This is a genomic window from Acidithiobacillus caldus ATCC 51756, assembly GCF_000175575.2.
GTDB lineage: Bacteria > Pseudomonadota > Gammaproteobacteria > Acidithiobacillales > Acidithiobacillaceae > Acidithiobacillus_A > Acidithiobacillus_A caldus.
On the sequence record NZ_CP005986.1, the window covers coordinates 633,647 to 654,388 of the forward strand.

Here is a 20,742-nt window from a genome sequence, read left to right on the forward strand (position 1 = left end):
TAGGGGGTTGTGATGAAGGTCCGCGCATCGGTCAAAAAGTTGTGTCGCAATTGCAAGATCATCCGCCGCAACGGCGTGGTGCGCGTGATCTGCGTCGAACCGCGGCACAAGCAGCGTCAGGGTTGATGAGTCTGGAGTCAGGTAGAGCTGTAGAGCCTTTGGAGGAGTAGCGGATGGCCCGCATTGCTGGTGTCAACATTCCCAATAACAAGCAGATAGAGACCGCGTTGACCTATATCTACGGTATCGGTCCGTCGCGATCCAAGCAGATTTTGGCGGCAGCCGAAGTTCCCTTCGACATTCGTGTGAAAGACATCAGCGAAGCCGAGCTCGAGCGCATCCGCACGGAGGTAGGCAAGTTTCTGGTGGAGGGCGATCTGCGCCGGGAAGTCACCATGAATATCAAACGGCTGATGGATCTCGGCTGCTACCGCGGAATCCGGCATCGCCGCGGGCTTCCGGTTCATGGACAACGGACGAAGACCAATGCGCGTACGCGCAAGGGTCCGGCCAAGGCCATCACTCGCTGATTCTGAAAGGTTATCCTCATGGCAAAGACGCAAAGCAGCAATCTTCGGGTGCGCAAGAAGATCAAAAAAAACGTAGTTGATGGCGTTGCACATATCTACGCGTCCTTCAACAACACCATCATTACCATCAGTGATCGGCAGGGGAACGCCCTCGCCTGGGCGAGCTCCGGCGGCTCCGGTTTTCGCGGATCGCGCAAGAGTACTCCCTTTGCTGCGCAGGTTGCAGCGGAAAATGCCGGACGCAAGGCGCAGGAGTATGGCGTCAAGAATCTCGATGTGGAGGTGCGCGGACCTGGCCCCGGTCGCGAGAGTACGGTGCGAGCCCTCCACTCCGTGGGTTTTCGCATTACCAGTATCCGCGACGTGACACCCATCCCTCACAACGGTTGCCGTCCGCCTAAAAAACGGCGCGTTTAATTTCTGCTGGAGGTAGTCTGTGGCTAAATATACGGGACCCAGTTGCCGGCTCTGCCGACGTGAGGGAGGAAAACTCTTTCTCAAGGGTGAGAAGTGCTTTTCCGATAAGTGTCCGGTCAGTATCAAGGCATATGCGCCTGGGCAGCACGGTCAACGCCGCGGGCGGGTGAGCGAGTACGGCACCCAGTTGCGGGAAAAGCAGAAGATTCGGCGAATCTACGGCGTTCTGGAGGGGCAGTTCCGGCGCTACTTCGAGCGCGCCAGTCAGACCCGCGGCGTCACCGGTGAACTGCTGTTGCGCTTTCTGGAGCTGCGGCTGGACAACGTCGCCTATCGGCTGGGGTATGGATCGTCCCGAGCCGAGGCGCGTCAGGTCGTGCGCCATGGCCACATTACGGTGAACGGTCGTCGTGTCGACATCCCGTCCTACCAGGTCCGCGCCGGCGATGTGGTGGCGGTGGCCGAATCGGCGCGGCAACACGCGCGGATTCTGGCAGCCGTCGAGGCGGCGGCGGCTCGCGGTTTTCCGGAGTGGTTGAGTGTCGATAGTGCCAATCTTCAGGCAACGGTCAAGGCCGTCCCCGTGCGTGAGGATATGGCTCCGGATTTGAATGAACAGGTGGTGGTGGAGCTGTACTCCAAGTAACCCCTGTACTGAGGACTGAATATGTCGGAAATATCGGATCTGTTGCGTCCAGAGCATTACGATCTCGAAGTGCTTTCGCCTCGGCGTGCGCGGATATCCCTGGGGCCGTTGGAGCGTGGTTTTGGGCATACTCTGGGTAACGCGCTGCGGCGTGTGCTGCTGTCCTCGTTGAAGGGGGCGGCGGTGACGGAGGTGGAGATCGAAGGGGTTCTTCACGAGTATTCCAGCATCGAAGGTGTGCAGGAAGACGTGGTGGATATCCTGCTGAACCTCAAACAACTTGCGGTGCGTGCCCAGGGACGCAATGAGGTCATGGTCACCTTGCGCAAGCGCGGTCCGGGCCTTGTGACGGGCGCGGACATCATTGCCGAGCACGGCATCGAGGTGGCGAATCCGGAGCAAGTCATTGCCACCTTGACCCGCGACGTGGAGCTGGTCATGCATCTGCGCTTCGATACGGGCAGGGGCTACGAACCGGCGGCGACGCGGCGGCAGAGCCACGAGAAGCGGATTGGCGTGCTGGCGCTGGATGCGAGTTACAGTCCGGTACATCGCGTTAGTTTTCAGGTGGAAAGCGCCCGTGTCGAACAGCGCACCGACCTCGACCGCCTGGTGCTGGATGTGGAGACCAACGGGGTAGTGGAACCGCTGTGGGCCGTTCAGGAAGCAGCCCGTATCCTGCGGCAGCAGCTGGCGGTTTTTGGCGGCGCAGAGGCAGCAACGGAGCGGGAAGCCCATGCGGCGCCAGTACACGAAGACCTATTGCCGCTGCTGGCGCGTCCGGTGGACGACTTGGAATTGACGGTGCGCTCGGCCAATTGTCTGAAGGCTGAAGATATTTTCTACATCGGCGACCTGGTTCAGAAGACCGAACAGGAACTGCTCAAGGCACCCAACCTTGGACGCAAGTCCCTGACGGAAATCAAGGAAGTCTTGGACAAGAACGGTTTGACCCTGGGGATGCGCATCGAGAACTGGCCACCAGAAAATCTACCCGCCGTGCCGGGGCGTCCGGTGGTGGATGTCGGTCGTGGCGGCTAGTGCGTTGGTCCTTTTCGGCTTAGGGTGGGAGACAGAGTATCATGCGGCACGGTAACAGTGGTAAGAAACTCAATAGAAACAGCAGCCATCGTAAGGCGATGTTTGCGAATATGATGGTATCGCTCTTTCAGCATGAGCGCATCGTGACGACCTTGCCCAAGGCCAAGGAACTGCGGCGCTTCGCCGAACCCATGATCACCTTGGCGAAGGAGGCGACGGTGGCGCGTCGACGTCTTGCCTTCGCCCGACTCCGGGATCGCGCGGCGGTGGTCAAACTCTTCGATGAGTTGGGTCCACATTACCGTAGTCGACCCGGCGGCTACCTGCGGATCGTCAAAAACGGATTCCGTGCCGGCGATAATGCGCCCATGGCCATCGTCGAGTTGGTGGATCGGGAAGGTCGCGCTCCGGGCGAATCGGCGGCCTGAGGCGGGCGAGCCCCGTCGGGAGCTTAGCGGCGCACCCACGCACGGATCCAGGCGGGACGTAATCGCTCGATCCGTGGTGTGGCACGGAAAAGCAAAAGGCCTTCGGGCCTTTTTTCTTGTGGGTCGATGGAGTTCAGCGGGCCAAGGCCTGACCCAAGTGCCGCGCAAGATAGCGGCCCGTGTGTGAGTGGGCATTACCGGCGATGGCTTCGGGGGTGCCTACGGCGACGATGCGTCCGCCGCCGTTTCCGCCCTCCGGGCCAAGATCCACGATCCAGTCGGCGGTCTTGATGACGTCCAGGTTGTGCTCGATGACGACCACGGTATTGCCGGCGTCCACAAGTTTCTGGAGCACCTCTAGGAGCTGCGCGATATCGTGAAAGTGCAGGCCGGTGGTGGGTTCGTCCAAAAGATAGAGCGTGCGACCGGTGTCGCGACGCGACAATTCCTTGGCCAGTTTGACACGCTGCGCTTCACCCCCCGATAAGGTCGTGGCGGACTGCCCCAGACGCAGGTAACCGAGGCCCACATCCAGGAGTGTCTGCAGCTTGCGTGCAACCGCCGGGACGGGATCGAAAAAGCCGCGGGCCTCCTCGATGGTCATCTGCAGGACATCGTGAATACTTTTGCCTTTGTACTGGACGTCCAGGGTCTCGCGTTTATAGCGTTTGCCACCACAGACATCGCAGTCGACATAGATATCGGGGAGGAAATGCATCTCGACGCGGAGGACACCGTCTCCCTCGCAGGCTTCGCAGCGGCCACCCTGGACATTGAAGCTGAAGCGACCAGGACCATAACCGCGGGCGCGGGCTTCGGCGGTGGCGGCGAAGAGCTCCCGTATGGGCGTGAACAAGCCGGTGTAGGTGGCGGGGTTGCTGCGCGGGGTGCGGCCGATGGGGCTCTGATCGATGGCGATGATCTTGTCCAGGTGTTCCAGGCCTTCGAGGGCGTCGTAGGGAGCCGGTGTGGCGCTGCTGCCCATGAGGCTGCGGGCGCAGGCCGGGTAGAGGGTATCGTTGATGAGCGTGGATTTGCCCGAGCCGCTCACGCCGGTGATGCAGGTCAAAAGGCCCAGCGGTAGCTCCAGCTGTACATCCTGCAGGTTGTTACCGCGCGCTCCCTTCAGCCGCAGCCACTGTTCCGGGCGTGCCTGGCGGCGGCGCGTGGGTACGGCAATGCACAGTTCTCCAGAAAGGTAACGACCCGTGAGGGACTGAGGATTCTGGCGGATGGCTTCCGGGTGTCCCTGGGCCACCACCTCGCCACCGTGCAGGCCGGCCGCAGGTCCCATGTCCACTACGTAATCGGCCGCGCGGATGGCGTCCTCATCGTGCTCCACGACGATCACGGTATTGCCGAGGTCGCGTAGGTGCTTGAGGGTGCCCAGGAGGCGGTCGTTGTCGCGCTGGTGTAGGCCGATGGAGGGCTCATCCAAGACGTACATGACGCCCACGAGTCCAGCGCCGATCTGCGATGCCAGGCGGATACGCTGGGCTTCGCCACCTGAGAGGGTTTCCGCTGAGCGGTCGAGGCTTAGATAATTGAGGCCGACATCCACCAGAAAGCGAAGACGGCTGGTGATCTCCTTGAGAATACGCTCGGCGATGACGGCGTCCTTTCCTTCTAGGCCAAGGGTGTCGAAATAGGAATAGGCTTCGGCGATGGACAGAGCCGAGGCTTCGTGGATGGCCAGCTGCCCCACGCGCACCATTCGGGCCTCCTCGCGCAGGCGACTGCCGTGACAGACGGGACAGCGTAGTCGGCCCATGTAGCGCAGTATTTCCTCACGGATGAGGCTGGACTGGGTTTCCCGCAGGCGCCGCTCGAGGCTTGGGATGATTCCCTCAAAGCGTTGTGGCGTGGTCTTGCGCCCTTGGCGCAGGGGAATGGGTGCGTGGCTCCCGTGCAGGAGGATGTCTTGTACGGCCTGCGGCAGCTCCTGCCAGGGCGTGTACAGGGAAAAATCCAGGTGCTCGGCCAAGGCCATGAGCATGGGCGTATGCTGCTCCGGATGACGGCGGCTCCAGGGGACGATGGCGCCATCGGCAAGGCTCAGAGCCGGGTTGGGAATCAGTAGCTTCGGGTCAAAGAAGGTGATTTCTCCGAGCCCATCGCAACGTGGGCAGGCACCGGCGGGATTGTTGAAGGAGAACAGGCGCGGTTCCAGCGGCGGAAAGGAGCGGCCGCACTGGGTACAGGCGTGCTGGGCCGAGAAGAGGCGCTCTTCTTCCAGATCCGGACCCATCAGGACGACGATGGCCTGATCGTCCGCAAGGCGCAGCGCCGTCTCCAGGGATTCCGCGAGACGGGTGGCTGAATCCTCACGCAGGACGAGTCGGTCGATGACCGCCTCGATGCGATGCTTGCGCTTGGGGTCCAGGTTGGGAATGGCATCCAGCTCCAGCAGTTCGCCATCCACCCGCGCGCGGATCAGGCCGCGTGCCCGTAGTCCGGAGATGAGTTCCTCGTGGCTGCCTTTGCGATCCCGCAGGACCGGTGCCAGGATCATGAGGCGCTGGCCCTCGGGCAGGGCGATGAGGCTGTCCACCATTTGGGCGATGCTCTGGCTTTGGATGGGGGCTCCGCAGCACCACGGGGTGCCCACCCGGGCGTAGAGTAGACGCAGGTAATCGTGGATTTCCGTGACGGTACCGACGGTGGAGCGCGGGTTGTGCGAGGTGGCTTTCTGCTCGATGGCAATGGCGGGGGACAGGCCCTCGATGGCGTCCACATCGGGCTTGCCCATGAGCGACAGGAATTGCCGCGCATAGGCCGACAGACTCTCCACGTAGCGTCGCTGTCCCTCGGCGTAGAGGGTGTCGAAGGCCAGGGACGATTTCCCGGAGCCCGACAGGCCCGTGATGACGACCAGGCGATCACGCGGTAGAGTGAGGCTGATATTCTTGAGGTTGTGCGTGCGGGCGCCGCGGATGTGGATGTGGTCCATATTCGTCTCGGCTTTGGCCTCGGAGAGAATGGGTTAGTATAGGGTTTTTCGGGGCATTCGTCCCGGGCACAAGGAGGAGTATATGGCGGGAGTGAATCGGGTCATCTTGTTGGGGCACCTGGGCCGTGATCCGGAGATGCGCTATCAGCCCAGTGGTGGCGCCATTGCCACCCTGAATTTGGCGACATCCGAGACCTATAAGGATCGCGAGGGCAATCGACAAGAGCGCACCGAGTGGCATCGCGTGGTGTTCTTTGGTCGGCCGGCGGAGATTGCCGGCGAGTATCTGCGCAAAGGAAGCATGGCCTATGTCGAGGGGCGCTTGCAGACCCGCAAGTGGACGGACAAGGAGGGCCAGGAGCGCTACACCACCGAGGTGGTGGGCGACCGCCTGCAATTGGTCGGCGGGCGTGGCGGCGGCGGGGCCAACCTGGACGAGGATGGCCCCCGTAGCAGCGCCGGTGCCGGTTCTGGCCGTAGCAATCGCGAGATGCCGCCTGTTCCGCAGGAAGACTTTGACGACGACATTCCTTTCTAGAATATACCTATAAAATTGTTGTAAATAAAGTCCCATCAGGCCATGTGCTTGCTGGGATTTTTTATTGTTTACAGGTTTCTTGGCTTGCGTCTACAATCTTTGCTATCTCATACCTAAGAAAGAGTAAACAATGACTTCGGGCTACCGCGTTAAGACTGTTGTGCTTGCCTCAGGCGAGCGCCTTCCAGTCATTCTTGACCGGGAGGGGTTGCCGATGTTTGCCCCCACCGTCTTCGCGTTGACTGAGGTGAGGGGGAAAAACCTGGCGGCCAGTACCATAGGCATCGTCCTTCGTAGTGTGATGGTGTTTCACCTGTTCCTTGATGGACGCGGCATCGCCTTTGATCAACGTCTTACCAGCGGTGAATTGCTTTCGCTTGGCGAGGTAGAAGATCTTGCTCGCCTCTGTCGGCTACCCCTCACCGAGTTGGCCGCGCTGTCCAACTTGAGAGAAAACAAGCCGTTGAATGTGGCGTCTTTGGAGAAGGTGCGGATGAGGGATCAGAAGACCTCGACCGCCGAAGTTGACCCGGATGTTGCCGCTAGCCGGCTGCGCTACATCCGGATGTACCTTCAGTGGCTTGCCACCGAGCACCTGAGCAGGCATGGCTTGGCACCGTCAGTGGCATCCCGCCTGAGCGAAACAGTCAGGCTCGTGGCCGAAGCGATTGATTCGCGCATCCCTCATGGGTCGGGTCGTAACGCGCTTGGTCAAAGGGAGGGGGAGTCCGATGAAGTCGTGGCGGAGCTACTGCGCGTTATTGATCCGCACTCTCCTGACAATCCGTGGCGAGATCAGCACACGCGCCATCGAAATGCCCTGCTCATCCACTGGCTCCTGTATCTCGGTATTCGCATCGGCGAGGCACTGGGTGTGCGTGTCAGCGACATCGTGGCCTATCGCAAGGAAGTCACAATTCACCGACGTGCCGACGACCCCGATGACCCACGGCGATACCAGCCGCAAACCAAAACCAGGGCTCGGATACTCCCCATGAGCGGGACGCTGCTGGCGGAGACGCAAGCCTACATCCTGAACCACCGCAGCGCATTGCCGTATGCTAAGAAACACAGCTACCTGTTCGTCGCCAGTCGTACAGGCCACCCCATGACCCTCGCTACAGTGGGGAAGATGTTCAAGGAGCTGCGGGAACGCTGCCCGTCGTTGCCAAAAGGACTCACTGGTCACGTATTGCGCCACACATGGAACGATGCGTTCTCAAAAAAGATGGATGAGGCAGGTGTTACACCTGAAAACGAGCGTCAGGCTCGGAGCTACCTGATGGGCTGGTCGCCCACGTCGAATACGGCCGCTGTCTATACCCGCCGTTATGTTCGCAATAAGGCAAAAGAGGTTTCTCTTGGTCTGCAAGACCAACTCGCGAACAAGGGGAAGAAAGATGAATAAGCCGACGCAGGCAGTCGCGCGTTGGGGCTCTGCTTCCAAATTACCTGAACTCGCGCGGACACGTTCTGGCGTCCAATTTGACCCACGTGCGGATAGGTGGGCATACCGTGACGACACAACGACCGTAAATCTAGAGTTTTCCAAATGGCCAGTGACGGATACGTTCATTGTGTCAGCCAAGCTTACTCTGCTTTGGTATGCAGAGCATCTGTCCCCGGCGCACCTAAGACGGTGATGAAAAAGTCGATGGTATAATGGGCAAAATGGCGCAGCGGGAGTTGGGAAGATGCGTGGAGCCAAGGTAGAGACCCAAGGGTTGTTCAGCTACGTTTCCCCGGAGCAACGGGTGCCCCAGGATCATCCGCTGAGAGCGATCCGGGCTATCGTGGATCGCTCCCTGGCGGAGATGGATAGCCACTTCAGCACGATGTACTCGACCTACGGTCGCCCCTCCATTCCCCCGGAGTTTCTCCTGCGGGCACTACTGCTGCAGGTGTTTTACAGCATCCGCTCGGAACGGCAGCTAATGGAGCAACTCAACTACAACCTGCTGTTCCGTTGGTTTGTCGGTTTGGGAATGGACGACGAGGTCTGGGTGCCCACGGTCTTCACCAAGAATCGGGATCGATTGCTGGATCACGGGACGGTGCGGGAATTCTTCCGCTCCGTACTGGAACAGGCCCGCGGCCAGAATCTGCTTTCCGAAGAGCATTTCTCCGTCGATGGCACCCTGCTGGAAGCTTGGGCTTCGCAGAAGTCCTTCCAGCCGAAAGATCCTGAGGACCGTAAGGGCGATGGCTCCGATTTCCGCGGCCAGTCGCGCAGTAACGAGACGCACGCATCGGTGACCGACCCCGATGCCCGGCTCTACAAAAAGGCGCCCGGCGAAGCTTCCCGCTTGGCCTATCTTGGGCATGTGCTCATGGACAATCGCCACGGACTCATTGCCGCCGAGCAGGTCACCACCGCCGACGGTACGGCGGAAGTCGAAGCAGCCGTCCAACTCGTGGACGATCTGGGCGGGAATCAGCGCATCACCCTCGGTGCCGACAAGGGCTATGACCGCCACGGCTTCGTCCAGAATCTCCGGGATCGGAATGTGACCCCGCATGTAGCGCGCAAGCGCAAAGGCTCGGCCATCGACGGGCGCACCACCCGCCACGCCGGTTACGCGATGAGCATCCACGTCCGGCGCCGGATCGAGTCCATCTTCGGTTGGATGAAGACGGTGGGAGGGATGCGGAAAACCCGATTCCGTGGCTTGGAACGGGTCGGTCTGCACTTTTCCTTGGTCACTGTCGCCTACAACCTGGTCCGCATGGCGCGACTGGGAGTGGCTTGATGGGATTCGTGCGTCCGGAATCCGTTCAAGGGCTACCCAAATCTGAGAAAAACAACAAAACAGCTGCGCCCGCGCCTGTTTCCCGGGGTCTTTTGACCGAATATCCCGATCAAAAGAGATTTTTCAATATTTTTTCAGCGACCTTCTAAGCAATATGTACGAAAGACTGGGGCATTACCTTAGAGTCGTATGCGATGACCGAAGCCATCCACTGGGGGAAATTGCTAGTGCCGACCTGATCAATTACCGGTCCACACTGACCAGCACAACGTCTTGGTACCTCGGTAGCCTCTCTGGATTGTTAAAGAAATGGCACAGCCTCGGGTACTCGGGGGTGACTACTGATGCGGTAGCTCTACTGAAGCAATTGCGCAATCAGGGCAATAGAAAAGGTGAGGCGGTGCTGACACATGACCCAATCGAAGGCCCATTCACTGACATCGAGTTGGAATCCCTTCAGTCTTCGCTTGATAAAGCTTATGTAGCTGGCGAGGTCGAAATAGAGGGATATTTGCTTGCATACCTGTTCATGCTGCTCGGGCAGCGTCCTGTCCAGTACGCTGCATTGAAGGTCCGTGACGTTGGCGTAACTTATGCAAAAGATGGCACGGCCGTGTACACGATACGTGTCCCGCGCGCCAAGCAGCGCAACCAACTCTCGCGTACTGAGTTCAAGGACCGCGTATTAATCCCTCAATTTGGCGAGTTGTTGGTTCGTTACTCCAATGAGGTTCAGGCAAGGTTTCACGGGCTCTTGCCCGACCCCGTGGATGTGCCGCTATTTCCTGCAAGACGTCGTCGAGGAGGTGAACCAGATGGATTTGAATACCACCGAACAACACAAACGATAGCTGACTTGCTAGAAAGAACCCTTCGTCGGCTGGATGTGATGTCTGAGCGGACGGGACAACGGTTGCACATTACCGCCACGCGCTTTCGCCGCACCATGGCTACAAGGGCTGCTATGGAGGGCCATGGTGAGCTGATCATTGCCGAATTGTTGGACCACACCGACACCCAGAACGTCGGTGTATACATCGAAGCACGGCCCGAGATCATAGAGAGGATCGACCGTGCGATAGCCATGCATCTAGCGCCGATGGCGCAGGCATTCGCTGGTGTCATTATTGATGATGAATCTCAAGCGATACGCGCAGGAGATCCATCTAGCAGGGTGTGTGACCCAAGATTCGATCCATCGATGAAACCCATGGGAAGCTGCGGCAAACATAGCTTTTGTGGATTCTTGGCGCCCATTGCCTGCTACACCTGCGTAAACTTCCAGCCGTGGCTGGATGGACCTCACGAGGCAGTTCTAGATTACTTGATCGGCGAGCGTGAGCGGCTTGCGCAAACCGATCTACGCATTGCGTCAGTAAATGACCGCACTATTCTGGCTGTCGCGGAAGTGGTGAGGTTGTGCGAGGCTCGTCGCGGGGAAGCTGTCGATGACTGAGATCGTCCTTTTCACGCCCAAGGCCGAACTCGATGCTGCTGCGAATCTAAGAGGTTTTGTTGATATATGCCGTAGCAAGCTTACCGTTTTCGGGGCGGATCTCCCATTCCAAAACGACGTCTGGGATGTTACGGAGGCGGTAGTGACAAAGGGTAAGGGGAGCAAGCGAGAACGCATCACGTTCTCCAATGCTGCCACTGTCGATGAAAAAGCTCCGGAGATGATGCGCGAGCCATTCCTGTCCTTTGCGAAGGCATACCTTCGCTACATGCACGGGATGCGACCGACCAAGTCGATTCACAACAGGGTGGCAGCATTACGGGCCATCGAGGCTGCGTTGTTAGAGAACAATGCGCACCCTGATCCGGTGCAGATCGATTCGCGCGTCCTTAACCGTGCGGCGCAGATCGTCTCCGATAGGTTTGGCGACGGCGCCGCATACCGGGTGGGTGGGCAGATCGAGATGATTGGCACGTTTTTGGCGGAGAACCGACTCACCTCTGTCCCTGTGCGCTGGCACAATCCGATCAAACGTCCCAGTAGTGCCGTGCGCGTCGGCAAGGAGTTCGACGAACGACGCGCTGAAAAGATGCCGTCCTCGGCGGCGCTCGATGCTTTGCCTCGGATTTTTCGGATTGCTACCGAGCCTGCTGACGTAATCACCGCTTCGGTTGCGGCGATCCTTCTCGCCTCACCGGCTCGTATCAGTGAAGTCCTAACTCTTCCTGAAGCCTGCGAGGTTCGCGAACCCAGAAAGGGCAAAGAGGACGCATACGGCTTGCGCTGGTGGCCAGCCAAGGGCGCTGAGCCGATGGTCAAGTGGTTGGTGCCTTCCATGGCATCCGTTGTGGAGGACGCGCTTCAGAAAATTAGGGTTGCCACCGATGAGGCTCGGCGTATCGCCAAGTGGTATGAGAAGAACGCTGGCCAGATCTATCTTTCTCCTGATGTTTCTCATCTGGGAGGTCGGGAGTGGTTGTCAATGGCGGAAGTCGCTGAGGTCCTGGGATTTACTGACAGAGGCGCTGCGAGCGCGTGGTGTAGAGCGAAGGCAATCAAGATAGTGAGGCTAGATGGGAAGCATCTGTTCGCACGTGAGCTATGCTCGAATCTGGTGTACGGGAGGTCTACAACTAGCTTGAGGAGGGTGGCGCACTGTTGCTAGAAAAGGGTTTCTGGATCCGATTCGCAACGAATGAGGAGTGCGCCATGCAAGAGAGTACTGGTTTCGACGGAGGAATGGGAGAGTTGGGCCTGAACATCGAGGGCTTATTGCGGCGGTCCGCGCGCCAGCTGATCCAACAGGCCATCGAGGGCGAGGTGCAGGTGCTGCTGGAGGAGTATGCCGCGGTACGCATGGTCGATGGTCGCCGGGCCGTCGTGCGGAATGGATATCTGCCGGAGCGGGAGATCCTGACAGCGGTCGGCCCCGTGCCTGTACAGGTCCCCAAGGTGCGAGACCGCTCCGGTTCGGGCGTGGTCTTCCGTTCTTCCCTGGTACCGCCCTACGTGCGCAAGTCGCGGACCGTGGCCGCAGCGCTCCCCTGGTTGTACCTGCACGGGGTATCGTCGGGACGGATGCACGAGGCGCTGTCTGTTCTCCTGGGCGAGGAGGCCAAGGGGCTTTCTCCGGCCGTGCTGGGACGCTTGAAAGTCGAATGGGCGCAAGAGCATGCCCAATGGCAGCGCCGGTCTCTACAGGGAAAACGCTACGCCTATTGGTGGGCCGACGGGGTCTATACCCAGCTGCGGGCGGAGGACGATCCCCGGATGTGTCTCTTGGTCATTATTGGCGTGACGGCCGAGGGCAAGAAGGAGGTCGTGGCGGTCACCGACGGTTTACGGGAGTCCAAAGCCTCCTGGCTAGAGATCCTGCGGGACTTGCGCGACCGCGGGCTGCAGGAGGCGCCACTACTGGCCATAGGAGATGGGGCGATGGGTTTCTGGGCCGCCCTGGACGAGATTTACCCACAAACCCGTCATCAGCGCTGTTGGGTGCACAAGACGGCCAACATCCTCAACGAGCTACCGAAGCGCCTTCAGGGGAAAGCCAAGGCCGCCCTGCAGGCGATCTGGATGGCCGACACCCGTGAAGCTGCGGAGAAAGCCTGGCAAGCCTTCGTGCGGGACTACCAGGCCAAATATCCCAGAGCGGTCGCAAAGCTCGAGAAGGACCGGGACGTGCTGCTGACCTTCTTCGACTTCCCGGCAGAGCACTGGCGGCATATCCGCAGCAGCAACGCCATCGAATCGACCTTCGCCACCGTACGGCAACGCAGCAGCCGCACTAAAAACTGTGTCTCTCGAGCCACTTTCCTTGGCCTGAGCTACAAGCTCATCCAGCAGGCAGAGAGACACTGGCGCGGGATTCAGCATCCGGAAAGACTGCGCGAGCTCTTTGCCGGGGTGACATTTGTCGATGGGATGCCTGCCAACGAAACCCGGCTGGATCCTCAACAGGACGCCGCCTGAATCGTGTTAGCAAATGCTCATACACCAATCTTGACCATAGCTCTTCGCACGTTTCGCCGACGTGGAGGCCGGAGTGATCGCAATGCTGCCAGACGGATTCCCGATCTTCGACAAAGCAACCGGCTTGAAGTACAGCGAAGCGCTTCTCGTTGTGCGACGAAACGAGCTCGGGGGGCAGCGCGGTACGTACCGGTGCATGATCGAGGCAGTCAGTACCGGCCAGATCAATGCGGGTTTGGGTAGCCGCATTGAGTATGGTCACGAATCGATATTTACCCGGTTCGGCTTTACCGAACCGGATGGCAGTCATATCGCGGTCACAAGCCATCAGTTCCGGCATTACCTGAACACGATAGCGCAGGCCGGCGGGTTGAGCCAATTAGATATAGCAAAGTGGTCAGGTCGTCGTGATATCAAGCAGAACGAAGCATATGACCACGTCACCCCAGGCCAGATGCTTCAGAAAATCCGAGATGCAGTTGGTGGTGATCAGATGTTTGGGCCACTGGCAGAGCTTCCAAAAAAGGTGCTGATCCGCCGGGATGAGTTCGCTAGGTTAGTTGTGCCGACTGCGCATACCACGGACCTTGGCTACTGTGTGCATGACTATAGTGCGTCACCCTGTCAGTTGCACATGGATTGCATACATTGCCAGGACTTGCTTTGTGTGAAGGGAGATGCAGGGAGAGAGGCCTTGCTGAGACTGCGCCTCGATGAGGCCAAGGGATTGATGGACAAGGCGCAAGCTGCGAAAGCTGAGGGTTACTTAGGCAGTGATAGGTGGATCGATCACCATCGCTCCACCGTAGATCGATTGACTCAGCTGTGCTCGATTATGGATGACCCGGCGGTGCCGAACGGTGCGGTCATTCAGTTGGCGACTCCCAAAATGCCGTCACGATTGGATCAGGTATCCAAGATAGGTGAGTTCCAACCGGAAAATGAGCAGACCCGTCTTCTCGCTGATGTCAAAGCCTTGTTGGGGGAATAATCTTGAACACACGGAGAAAGAAACCCGTGGTCCGCAGGGGTAAGAACCTGACCGACGATGCAATTGAGCAGATCGTCAGGCTCCTGGATGGCTGGGAAGGCAAATTGACCTGGGAGGCGTTGATCGACGCTATCGTGACCAGGCTGCATTGCAGGTACACAAGGCAGGCCCTGCATAAGCATGAACGCATTCGCACAGCCTATGCGCTGCGGAAGAAGTCGCTCGGTAGGCAGAAGGACACGGCCGTATCGAGAGGATCAGGACCACTTGCGGATGCAATGGCGCGTATCGCTCGTCTCGAAGCGGAAAACCAACGCCTGGAAGCTGAGAACCAGAGGTTGCTCGAGCAGTTTGTCGTATGGGCTTACAACGCGCATACACGTGGGTTGAATAAGGAATTTCTGAGTCAGCCACTGCCACGGGTAAATAGGGGCCAGACGGAGACGTCAAAGTTGGCGAAGACAACGACGGGAAAGCGGTAACTAGTTATTGTCAGTATATGGTTTTAGCTATCCGGCGAAGTCGGCTCATCTGGTGACCTACTCACGGGCTAGCTTTGAATGATGCGTAACAATCCAGAATTGAAGGCGGGGAGATATATCATAATCGAGTAACGCGGAGCCCCATTTTCCTGATCGCACTTTTGCTAATTATCTTGACGTGCTGCAGGATTTAAAGTAATTTGCCTACGTTGGTAGACAATGTGTTCCCCCTCAAGAGTGAAGATCATAAAATGGACCGGTCGCGATATACCGATTCTCAGCTTGCGGCGATTGATCACCTTTCCGGTACCTGCACTGATCGCCTGTGCCGGCTCGGGCAAGACTGAGGTTGTGGCGCAGCGCGTGGTCAGCTTGTTGCGATCCATCACAGAGGGGGGAGCAGGCTGCGCCCCCGGCAATATCGTCGCCTTCACCTTCACCGACAAGGCCGCTGCAGAGCTGAAAGAGCGCATCCACGCCCGCTGCCACGGGGCCTTCGGGAATGTTACCGGCTTGGCGGAAATGTACGTCGGCACGATTCACGGCTACTGTCTCGAGCTCCTGAAATCCGAGGTGCCAGCGTACATGAAGTACGAAGTGCTGAACGAGGTGCAGCAGACACTGTTCATCGACCGTCACTCGAGATCATCCGGGCTGACCAGCAGCACCACGCTCAATGGCGTTACGCTCAAGCGCTACACGGATACGCGCCACTATGTATCGGCTCTCTCCATCCTGCGCGAAGACAGGGTGATCGATCCGTCGCCGCTCGTAGGCAACTCTGTTGTCGCCGGACTTGCGAGCTATGAGCGGCTCTTGCACCAGAAAGGCTATCTCGACTACTCCGGCATTCTGAAGGAAGCCGTCAAGGAACTGCAGGGTAATACCGGACTGCGGCAGCGATTGGGCGAGCGCATCAAGCACATCATCGTGGACGAATATCAGGACGTGAACCCGATCCAGGAATCTGTCGTGCGCGAACTGGCATCGCTGGGGGCCGACATTTGCGTGGTCGGTGATGACGATCAAACGATCTACCAGTGGCGTGGCAGCGATGTGCGCAACATCTTGGATTTCGAGCGCCGCTACGAGAACGTGACCCAGGTCAGACTGGAAGACAACTTCCGTTCTAGCGAAGGCGTGGTGGTCGTCGCGCGTGACTTTATTCGGCAGCTCCTGCGGCGCCTGCCGAAGGAGATGAAGCCGACGGCGGCACAGGAGTTTGAGGCGGGCGACATCGTCGCGCTCGGATTCGACTCACCGGAGGATGAGGCACAGTACATCGCAGACACCTGCAAGACGCTACGGGGTTTGGCGATCCATGAGGGTGACGAGAAACGCGGGATCTCGTGGTCGGACATGGCGATCCTGTTGCGCTCTGTGCGGCGCGACGGCGGCGCCATCACGGCGGCGCTGGATGCAGCCGGCGTGCCCTACGTCATTACCGGTATGGACAACCTCTTTGTCCAGCCGGAGGTCGAGGCAGCGCGGCAGTTGTTCTACTTCCTTAACGGGGAAATTGACGAAGCCACGTTGCGAACGTCTTGGCAGGTAGCTGATCTCGGGATAGCCAAGAAGGCGCTCGATCAGGCAATTCAGGCTGCCGCACAGGCCAGGAAGGACATGCAGGATGCCAAGGTCGGTCAGTTCAAGGTCTATAACCTGCAGCGCCAATACATGGCCTTCCTCGAGAACGCCGGCATCCGCGAGGAGAAGGTGCCGGGTCGTCGGGGCGAGGTGGTGTTCTACAACCTCGGCAAGTTCAGCCAGGCGATCTCCGACTTCGAGAGCATCCATTTCCACTCGAACCCGGTCGAGAAATACCAGAGCTTCGCCGGCTTCCTCCGGCACCACGCCGAGAACGCTTACCCGGAGGGCTGGCAGGACAACGCCTTCGTCAGCCCGGACGCGGTACGGATCATGACCGTACATCAGGCCAAAGGCCTGCAATGGCCGGCGGTGTTCATCCCGCAACTGGTGAAAAATCGATTCCCAGCCAAGGGGGGCGGTGGGCGGACGGCCTGGCACCTGTTGCCAGACGCCGCCTTCGACAACGCGGTGCGCTACAAAGGGGGTGTCGAGGACGAACGGCGGTTGTTCTATGTGGCCGTGACCCGCGCGCAGAAATTCCTGCACCTGAGCTGGGCGCCGCATGACGGCAACCGAACCGCGCAAGCGCCCTCGGACTTCTTCAACGAGATGCTTGCCTCGAAGTACGTCAAGCGTCGGAGGCAGGACTATGCCGGGCGCAAGCGCCTCGAGCCGCAGCCGAAGGCATCGGTGGCAAACATCACGCTGTCGTTCTCGGACCTGAAGTACTTCTTCGAGTGTCCTTACCAGTTCAAGCTGCGCATCCTCTACGGGTTCAATGCCCCGTTGGACGAGGCACTGGGGTTCGGCAAGTCGCTGCATGACGCGCTGGCCGAAGTGCATGCACGGGCCCTACGGGGGGAGAAAATCAAGCCCGACGAAGCCAAGGCGCTGGTCGAACGGCACTTGCGTGCGCCCTACGCCTATCCAGCCTTGCGCGAAAAACTGGAACAGGCCGCCGAGAGGATCATCGAGGCTTATGTCAAGAAGAATGCTGCCGACTTCAAGAATCTCGAGTTTTCCGAAAAGGCGATCGAGATTGCCCTGGGCGATGGCGTATCAGTGGCGGGCCGCATCGACCTCGTCCGTAAGATCGACACCGGCGAGGTGACGATCGTCGATCTGAAGTCGAACGATCGTGCACAGGCCGAGGCGGTGACGGAAACTCAGCTGCACATCTACGCGCTCGGTTACCAAGAGCTTACCGGCCGGCCAGCGGACTACGTAGAAATCTACGAGCTGGACGAACAGAAACAGAAGAAACGCTCGGTGGATAACGATTTCATCGAGGATGTGAAACGGGATGTGCGTGGGGCGGCGATGGCGCTGCGGCGGAACGAGCTGACGCCGAACCCCCATAAGAAAACCTGCGGCCAGTGCGACTACTGCAACATGTGTTCGGCTGCGATCCGGAACTGAAACGAGGGACAGGGATGAATCTCAAGCAAGCCTTGCTGGCCATTCTCGAAACCGAGCAGCTCAAGGAGCTGTGCGCCGAATTCGAACTCGAGGCCGATCGGCGTTCGCGCGAAGCGATGGCGGGGGCGCTAGCGAGCGCGAGGCGGGCCAAGCCGGAGTTGTTCATCAACAAGCTGACGGTGAAACAGCTCAAGGCCGTGCTGGTGCAGTTCGAGCAGTCGACCAACGGCAAGAAGGAGGAGCTGGTACAGCGGCTGCTCATCGCCGGCGGACGCGCCTGGCCGCTGCCTGAGGCCACGCGCCAGACAGCCGAGGAAGCACCCTCCGCCTACCAGGTGATCGAGACGGCGGGCGCGCGGGCAGCCTGCTCCGACGTGGCTGGCGAGTACCGCCATACCGACCAGGCAGTGCAGCGGCCGGATGCGGGTGTGCAGGACCAGTTCCAGGCCAGGAAACCACCCAAGACCTACCGCTACGATAGTTCGCTCGACCCAGCTCTCTCATGGGACGAGCAGCGCGAACGGGATTTGGGCGAGTGGTTGTTGGGGCTGGTTATTCGCTCTGCCAAGGAAGGCGAGCAGACCGTGTTCGCCGAACCGCAGGAATGGAAAGGCGGTGGCGTGCGCGTCACGTCATTGACGGACGCGGCGCAGATGCTGCAGCAGATCAGCAAGCCGTTCCTCAACTGGGCGGGCAAGGCCGAACGGCACGAGATCAAGGTACCGACGGCGCCGTTGTTCGTGCATGAGCGGCATTCCACCAAGGCGATCCTCGACGGCATCCGCCACCGCAAGGCGCGTGGACAGACGCTGGACCTGTTCGGTGATCCCGGCATGGATATCCGCGAGAACCTCGAGGCTTATGAGCACAAGGGGCCATGGCAGAACCGGATGATCCTGGGCGACTCGCTAGTGGCGATGAACTCGCTGCTAGAATTTGAGGGCATGGCCGGGCAGGTACAGATGATTTACATCGATCCGCCGTATGGCGTGAAGTTCGGCTCCAACTTCCAGCCCTTCGTGCGCAAACGCGACGTCAAGCATGGTGGTGATGACGACATAACGCGTGAGCCGGAGATGGTCAAGGCCTATCGGGATACGTGGGAGCTGGGGCTGCACTCGTACCTGACCTACCTGCGCGATCGGTTAATGGTCGCGAAGGAGCTGCTGCACGAGACCGGGAGCCTATTCCTTCAGATTTCGGACGAGAATCTCCATCACTGCCGCGAACTTCTGGACGAGGTCTTTGGTGAAGACCACTTCGTTTCCTTGATTTCATTCGCTAAGGCTGGGGGTGGCCTTGAGTCGACCTCTCGTGTGTCCGCTCGATTGGACTACCTGATCTGGTACGCGAAAAACCCGGACCACCTCAAGTACCGCCGGCTATTCGAGGTTCGATCCGACCCTATCGCTGATGGATTCGACATGGTTGAGACGTCGGACGGTACTCGTCGACGGGTGACGAGAGCGGAGCGCGCCGGCGAGGTCCCTCTACCTGCAGATGCGCGGTTATTCGGATCCGTTACGTTTTCGAAGCCGGGGCCTGGAGCGAAGTACGAAGTAGAACTAAACGGGAAGGTGTACACATCAGGAAGGCGTTGGTGGGGCCTGCCAAAAGAGTCGCTCCTCAAGGTCATCGCCGTCGGCAGAACAGTTACGACCGAGAACGAGATCAGGTTTGTTAAGTACTTGAGTGACTTTCCATTTCGATCCATGAGCAACCTGTGGGATCGCCTGGGCGGCGCTGCAAATCCTCTGTACGTTGTCCAGACCAATCCAACTGTCGTACAGAGATGCATGCTGATGTGTACGGACCCCGGCGACCTTGTTCTCGACCCCACCTGCGGTTCAGGAACAACTGCCTACGTCGCCGAGCAATGGGGTCGCCGCTGGATCACGATCGACACCTCGCGCGTGCCGCTCGCACTTGCCCGGCAGCGCCTGCTGACTGCCACCTTCCCCTACTACGAACTCAAGTCGCCGCAGGCCGGTCCCGCCGGCGGCTTTGTCTACAAACGAAAGCAGAACCGCAAGGGCGAGGAGATCGGTGGGCTGGTGCCGCACATCACGCTGAAGTCGATCGCTAACGATGAGCCGCCCGCGATGGAAGTGCTGGTCGACCGACCCGAGAAGGTGGCTAACGTCACCCGTGTGGCCGGCCCCTTCGTCGTCGAGGCTACGATCGCGCCGGTGCAGCCGCTGGACTCAGCGGGTGAAGGTGATGTAACCGCGCACGGCGACGCCGCCATCCATATCCAGCGCATGACCGAAGTGCTGCGTCAATCCAAGACCCTTCGCTTGCCCGGCAATCGAGAGCTCACACTAGCCGGTGTGCGGCGCACTGTGGATACCGAATACCTGCACGCCGAGGCGAAGGATGGCGACAAGCGCGTTGCCATCGTCTTCGGCCCTGCTGACGGAGCGATCTCGGTGTCGCTGGTGTTCGAATCTGCACGCGAAGGCTATTTCCTAAAGTACGACCGCCTGTACTTCTTCGGTTTCGCCATCGAACCCGGCGCCCGCTCTATGATCGAGGACGAGAAGAAGCTGCGCATTCCGGCCGCCTACGTGACCGTGACGCCCGACGTGGCGATGTCCGACCTGCTGAAGACCACCCGTGCCTCGGAGATTTTCTCGATCACCGGGCTGCCCGATGTCACGGTGCGGCGATCGAAGAAAAGGGGACCGGAGGGGCAGGTGCTGCACGAGGTAGAGCTGAAGGGACTTGACTTGTTCGATCCCCAGTCGATGGACACGGAATCGGTGGGCGGAGAGAACGTGCCCTGCTGGATGTTGGACACCGACTACGACGGCTTGAGTTTCTACGCCACGCAGGTGTTCTTCCCAAAGACGAGTGCTTGGGACAACCTGCAACGATCGCTACGCGCCACCTTCGATGATTCGGTCTGGTCGCATCTGGCCGGCACGGTGAGCGAGCCGTTTGCCTTGGGCGACCGCAAGCGTGTGGCAGTAAAGGTGATCGACGAGCGCGGCAACGAACTAATGCGCGTGCTGGACGTGGCGGAGTAATCG

The 20,742-nt window shown here is 59.4% G+C and carries 17 protein-coding genes; 16 read left to right on the plus strand and 1 reads right to left on the minus strand.

Annotation, left to right across the window (positions count from 1 at the left end):
* Positions 1-12: 12 nt before the first annotated feature.
* From rpmJ to rplQ, 6 genes are read left to right on the plus strand one after another with little or no spacing between them, the layout of a single operon-like run.
* On the plus strand, positions 13-126 hold the full coding sequence (rpmJ, locus tag ACAty_RS03205) for a 50S ribosomal protein L36 (RefSeq protein ID WP_004870771.1): 114 nt from the start codon (positions 13-15) through the stop codon (positions 124-126).
* 47 nt (positions 127-173) lie between these two features.
* Positions 174-530: a 30S ribosomal protein S13 gene (rpsM, locus tag ACAty_RS03210; protein ID WP_004870775.1), complete on the plus strand. Its 357-nt coding sequence runs from the start codon at positions 174-176 to the stop codon at positions 528-530.
* 18 nt (positions 531-548) lie between these two features.
* Positions 549-947, plus strand: coding sequence for a 30S ribosomal protein S11 (gene rpsK, locus ACAty_RS03215; RefSeq protein WP_004870778.1), 399 nt, complete (start codon positions 549-551; stop codon positions 945-947).
* Between the two features lie 19 nt (positions 948-966).
* Positions 967-1,593, plus strand: a complete 627-nt coding sequence (gene rpsD, locus ACAty_RS03220) for a 30S ribosomal protein S4 (protein WP_038471599.1) — start codon at positions 967-969, stop codon at positions 1,591-1,593.
* A gap of 21 nt (positions 1,594-1,614) precedes the next feature.
* Positions 1,615-2,634, plus strand: coding sequence for a DNA-directed RNA polymerase subunit alpha (locus ACAty_RS03225; RefSeq protein ID WP_004870784.1), 1,020 nt, complete (start codon positions 1,615-1,617; stop codon positions 2,632-2,634).
* Positions 2,635-2,675: 41 nt separating this feature from the next.
* Entirely contained in the window at positions 2,676-3,062 is a 387-nt protein-coding gene (gene rplQ / locus ACAty_RS03230) for a 50S ribosomal protein L17 (protein ID WP_004870787.1), read from the plus strand.
* A gap of 133 nt (positions 3,063-3,195) precedes the next feature.
* Here the strand turns inward: rplQ and uvrA are convergent, their stop codons facing one another.
* Positions 3,196-6,012: an excinuclease ABC subunit UvrA gene (gene uvrA, locus ACAty_RS03235; RefSeq protein ID WP_004870788.1), complete on the minus strand. Its 2,817-nt coding sequence runs from the start codon at positions 6,010-6,012 to the stop codon at positions 3,196-3,198.
* Positions 6,013-6,094: 82 nt separating this feature from the next.
* Between uvrA and ssb the strand changes: the two genes are divergently transcribed.
* The 10 genes from ssb (at position 6,095) to ACAty_RS03285 (ending at position 20,739) form a co-directional block, all read left to right on the plus strand.
* Positions 6,095-6,550 carry a single-stranded DNA-binding protein gene (gene ssb / locus ACAty_RS03240; protein WP_004870790.1) on the plus strand — a complete coding sequence of 152 codons (456 nt, stop codon included), beginning with the start codon at positions 6,095-6,097 and terminating at the stop codon, positions 6,548-6,550.
* 130 nt (positions 6,551-6,680) lie between these two features.
* On the plus strand, positions 6,681-7,958 hold the full coding sequence (locus ACAty_RS03245; RefSeq protein ID WP_038471602.1) for a tyrosine-type recombinase/integrase: 1,278 nt from the start codon (positions 6,681-6,683) through the stop codon (positions 7,956-7,958).
* Positions 7,959-8,244: 286 nt separating this feature from the next.
* Positions 8,245-9,300 carry an IS5-like element ISAtc5 family transposase gene (locus tag ACAty_RS03250; RefSeq protein WP_004870689.1) on the plus strand — a complete coding sequence of 352 codons (1,056 nt, stop codon included), beginning with the start codon at positions 8,245-8,247 and terminating at the stop codon, positions 9,298-9,300.
* Positions 9,300-9,449: a hypothetical protein gene (locus ACAty_RS15765; protein ID WP_153801797.1), complete on the plus strand. Its 150-nt coding sequence runs from the start codon at positions 9,300-9,302 to the stop codon at positions 9,447-9,449. The genes ACAty_RS03250 and ACAty_RS15765 overlap by 1 nt, the downstream gene beginning before the upstream one ends.
* 5 nt (positions 9,450-9,454) lie before the next feature.
* Positions 9,455-10,756, plus strand: a complete 1,302-nt coding sequence (locus ACAty_RS03255) for a site-specific integrase (protein WP_004870795.1) — start codon at positions 9,455-9,457, stop codon at positions 10,754-10,756.
* On the plus strand, positions 10,749-11,921 hold the full coding sequence (locus ACAty_RS03260) for a hypothetical protein (RefSeq protein WP_004870797.1): 1,173 nt from the start codon (positions 10,749-10,751) through the stop codon (positions 11,919-11,921). The genes ACAty_RS03255 and ACAty_RS03260 overlap by 8 nt, the downstream gene beginning before the upstream one ends.
* 44 nt (positions 11,922-11,965) lie before the next feature.
* Positions 11,966-13,228, plus strand: coding sequence for an IS256 family transposase (locus ACAty_RS03265; RefSeq protein ID WP_004868469.1), 1,263 nt, complete (start codon positions 11,966-11,968; stop codon positions 13,226-13,228).
* A 73-nt stretch (positions 13,229-13,301) separates the two neighbouring features.
* Positions 13,302-14,219, plus strand: a complete 918-nt coding sequence (locus ACAty_RS03270; RefSeq protein WP_051620734.1) for a hypothetical protein — start codon at positions 13,302-13,304, stop codon at positions 14,217-14,219.
* Between the two features lie 773 nt (positions 14,220-14,992).
* Positions 14,993-17,710: an ATP-dependent helicase gene (locus ACAty_RS03280; RefSeq protein ID WP_169737309.1), complete on the plus strand. Its 2,718-nt coding sequence runs from the start codon at positions 14,993-14,995 to the stop codon at positions 17,708-17,710.
* Positions 17,711-17,724: 14 nt separating this feature from the next.
* Positions 17,725-20,739, plus strand: coding sequence for a DNA methyltransferase (locus ACAty_RS03285; RefSeq protein WP_153801799.1), 3,015 nt, complete (start codon positions 17,725-17,727; stop codon positions 20,737-20,739).
* The last annotated feature ends 3 nt before the right edge of the window (positions 20,740-20,742 follow it).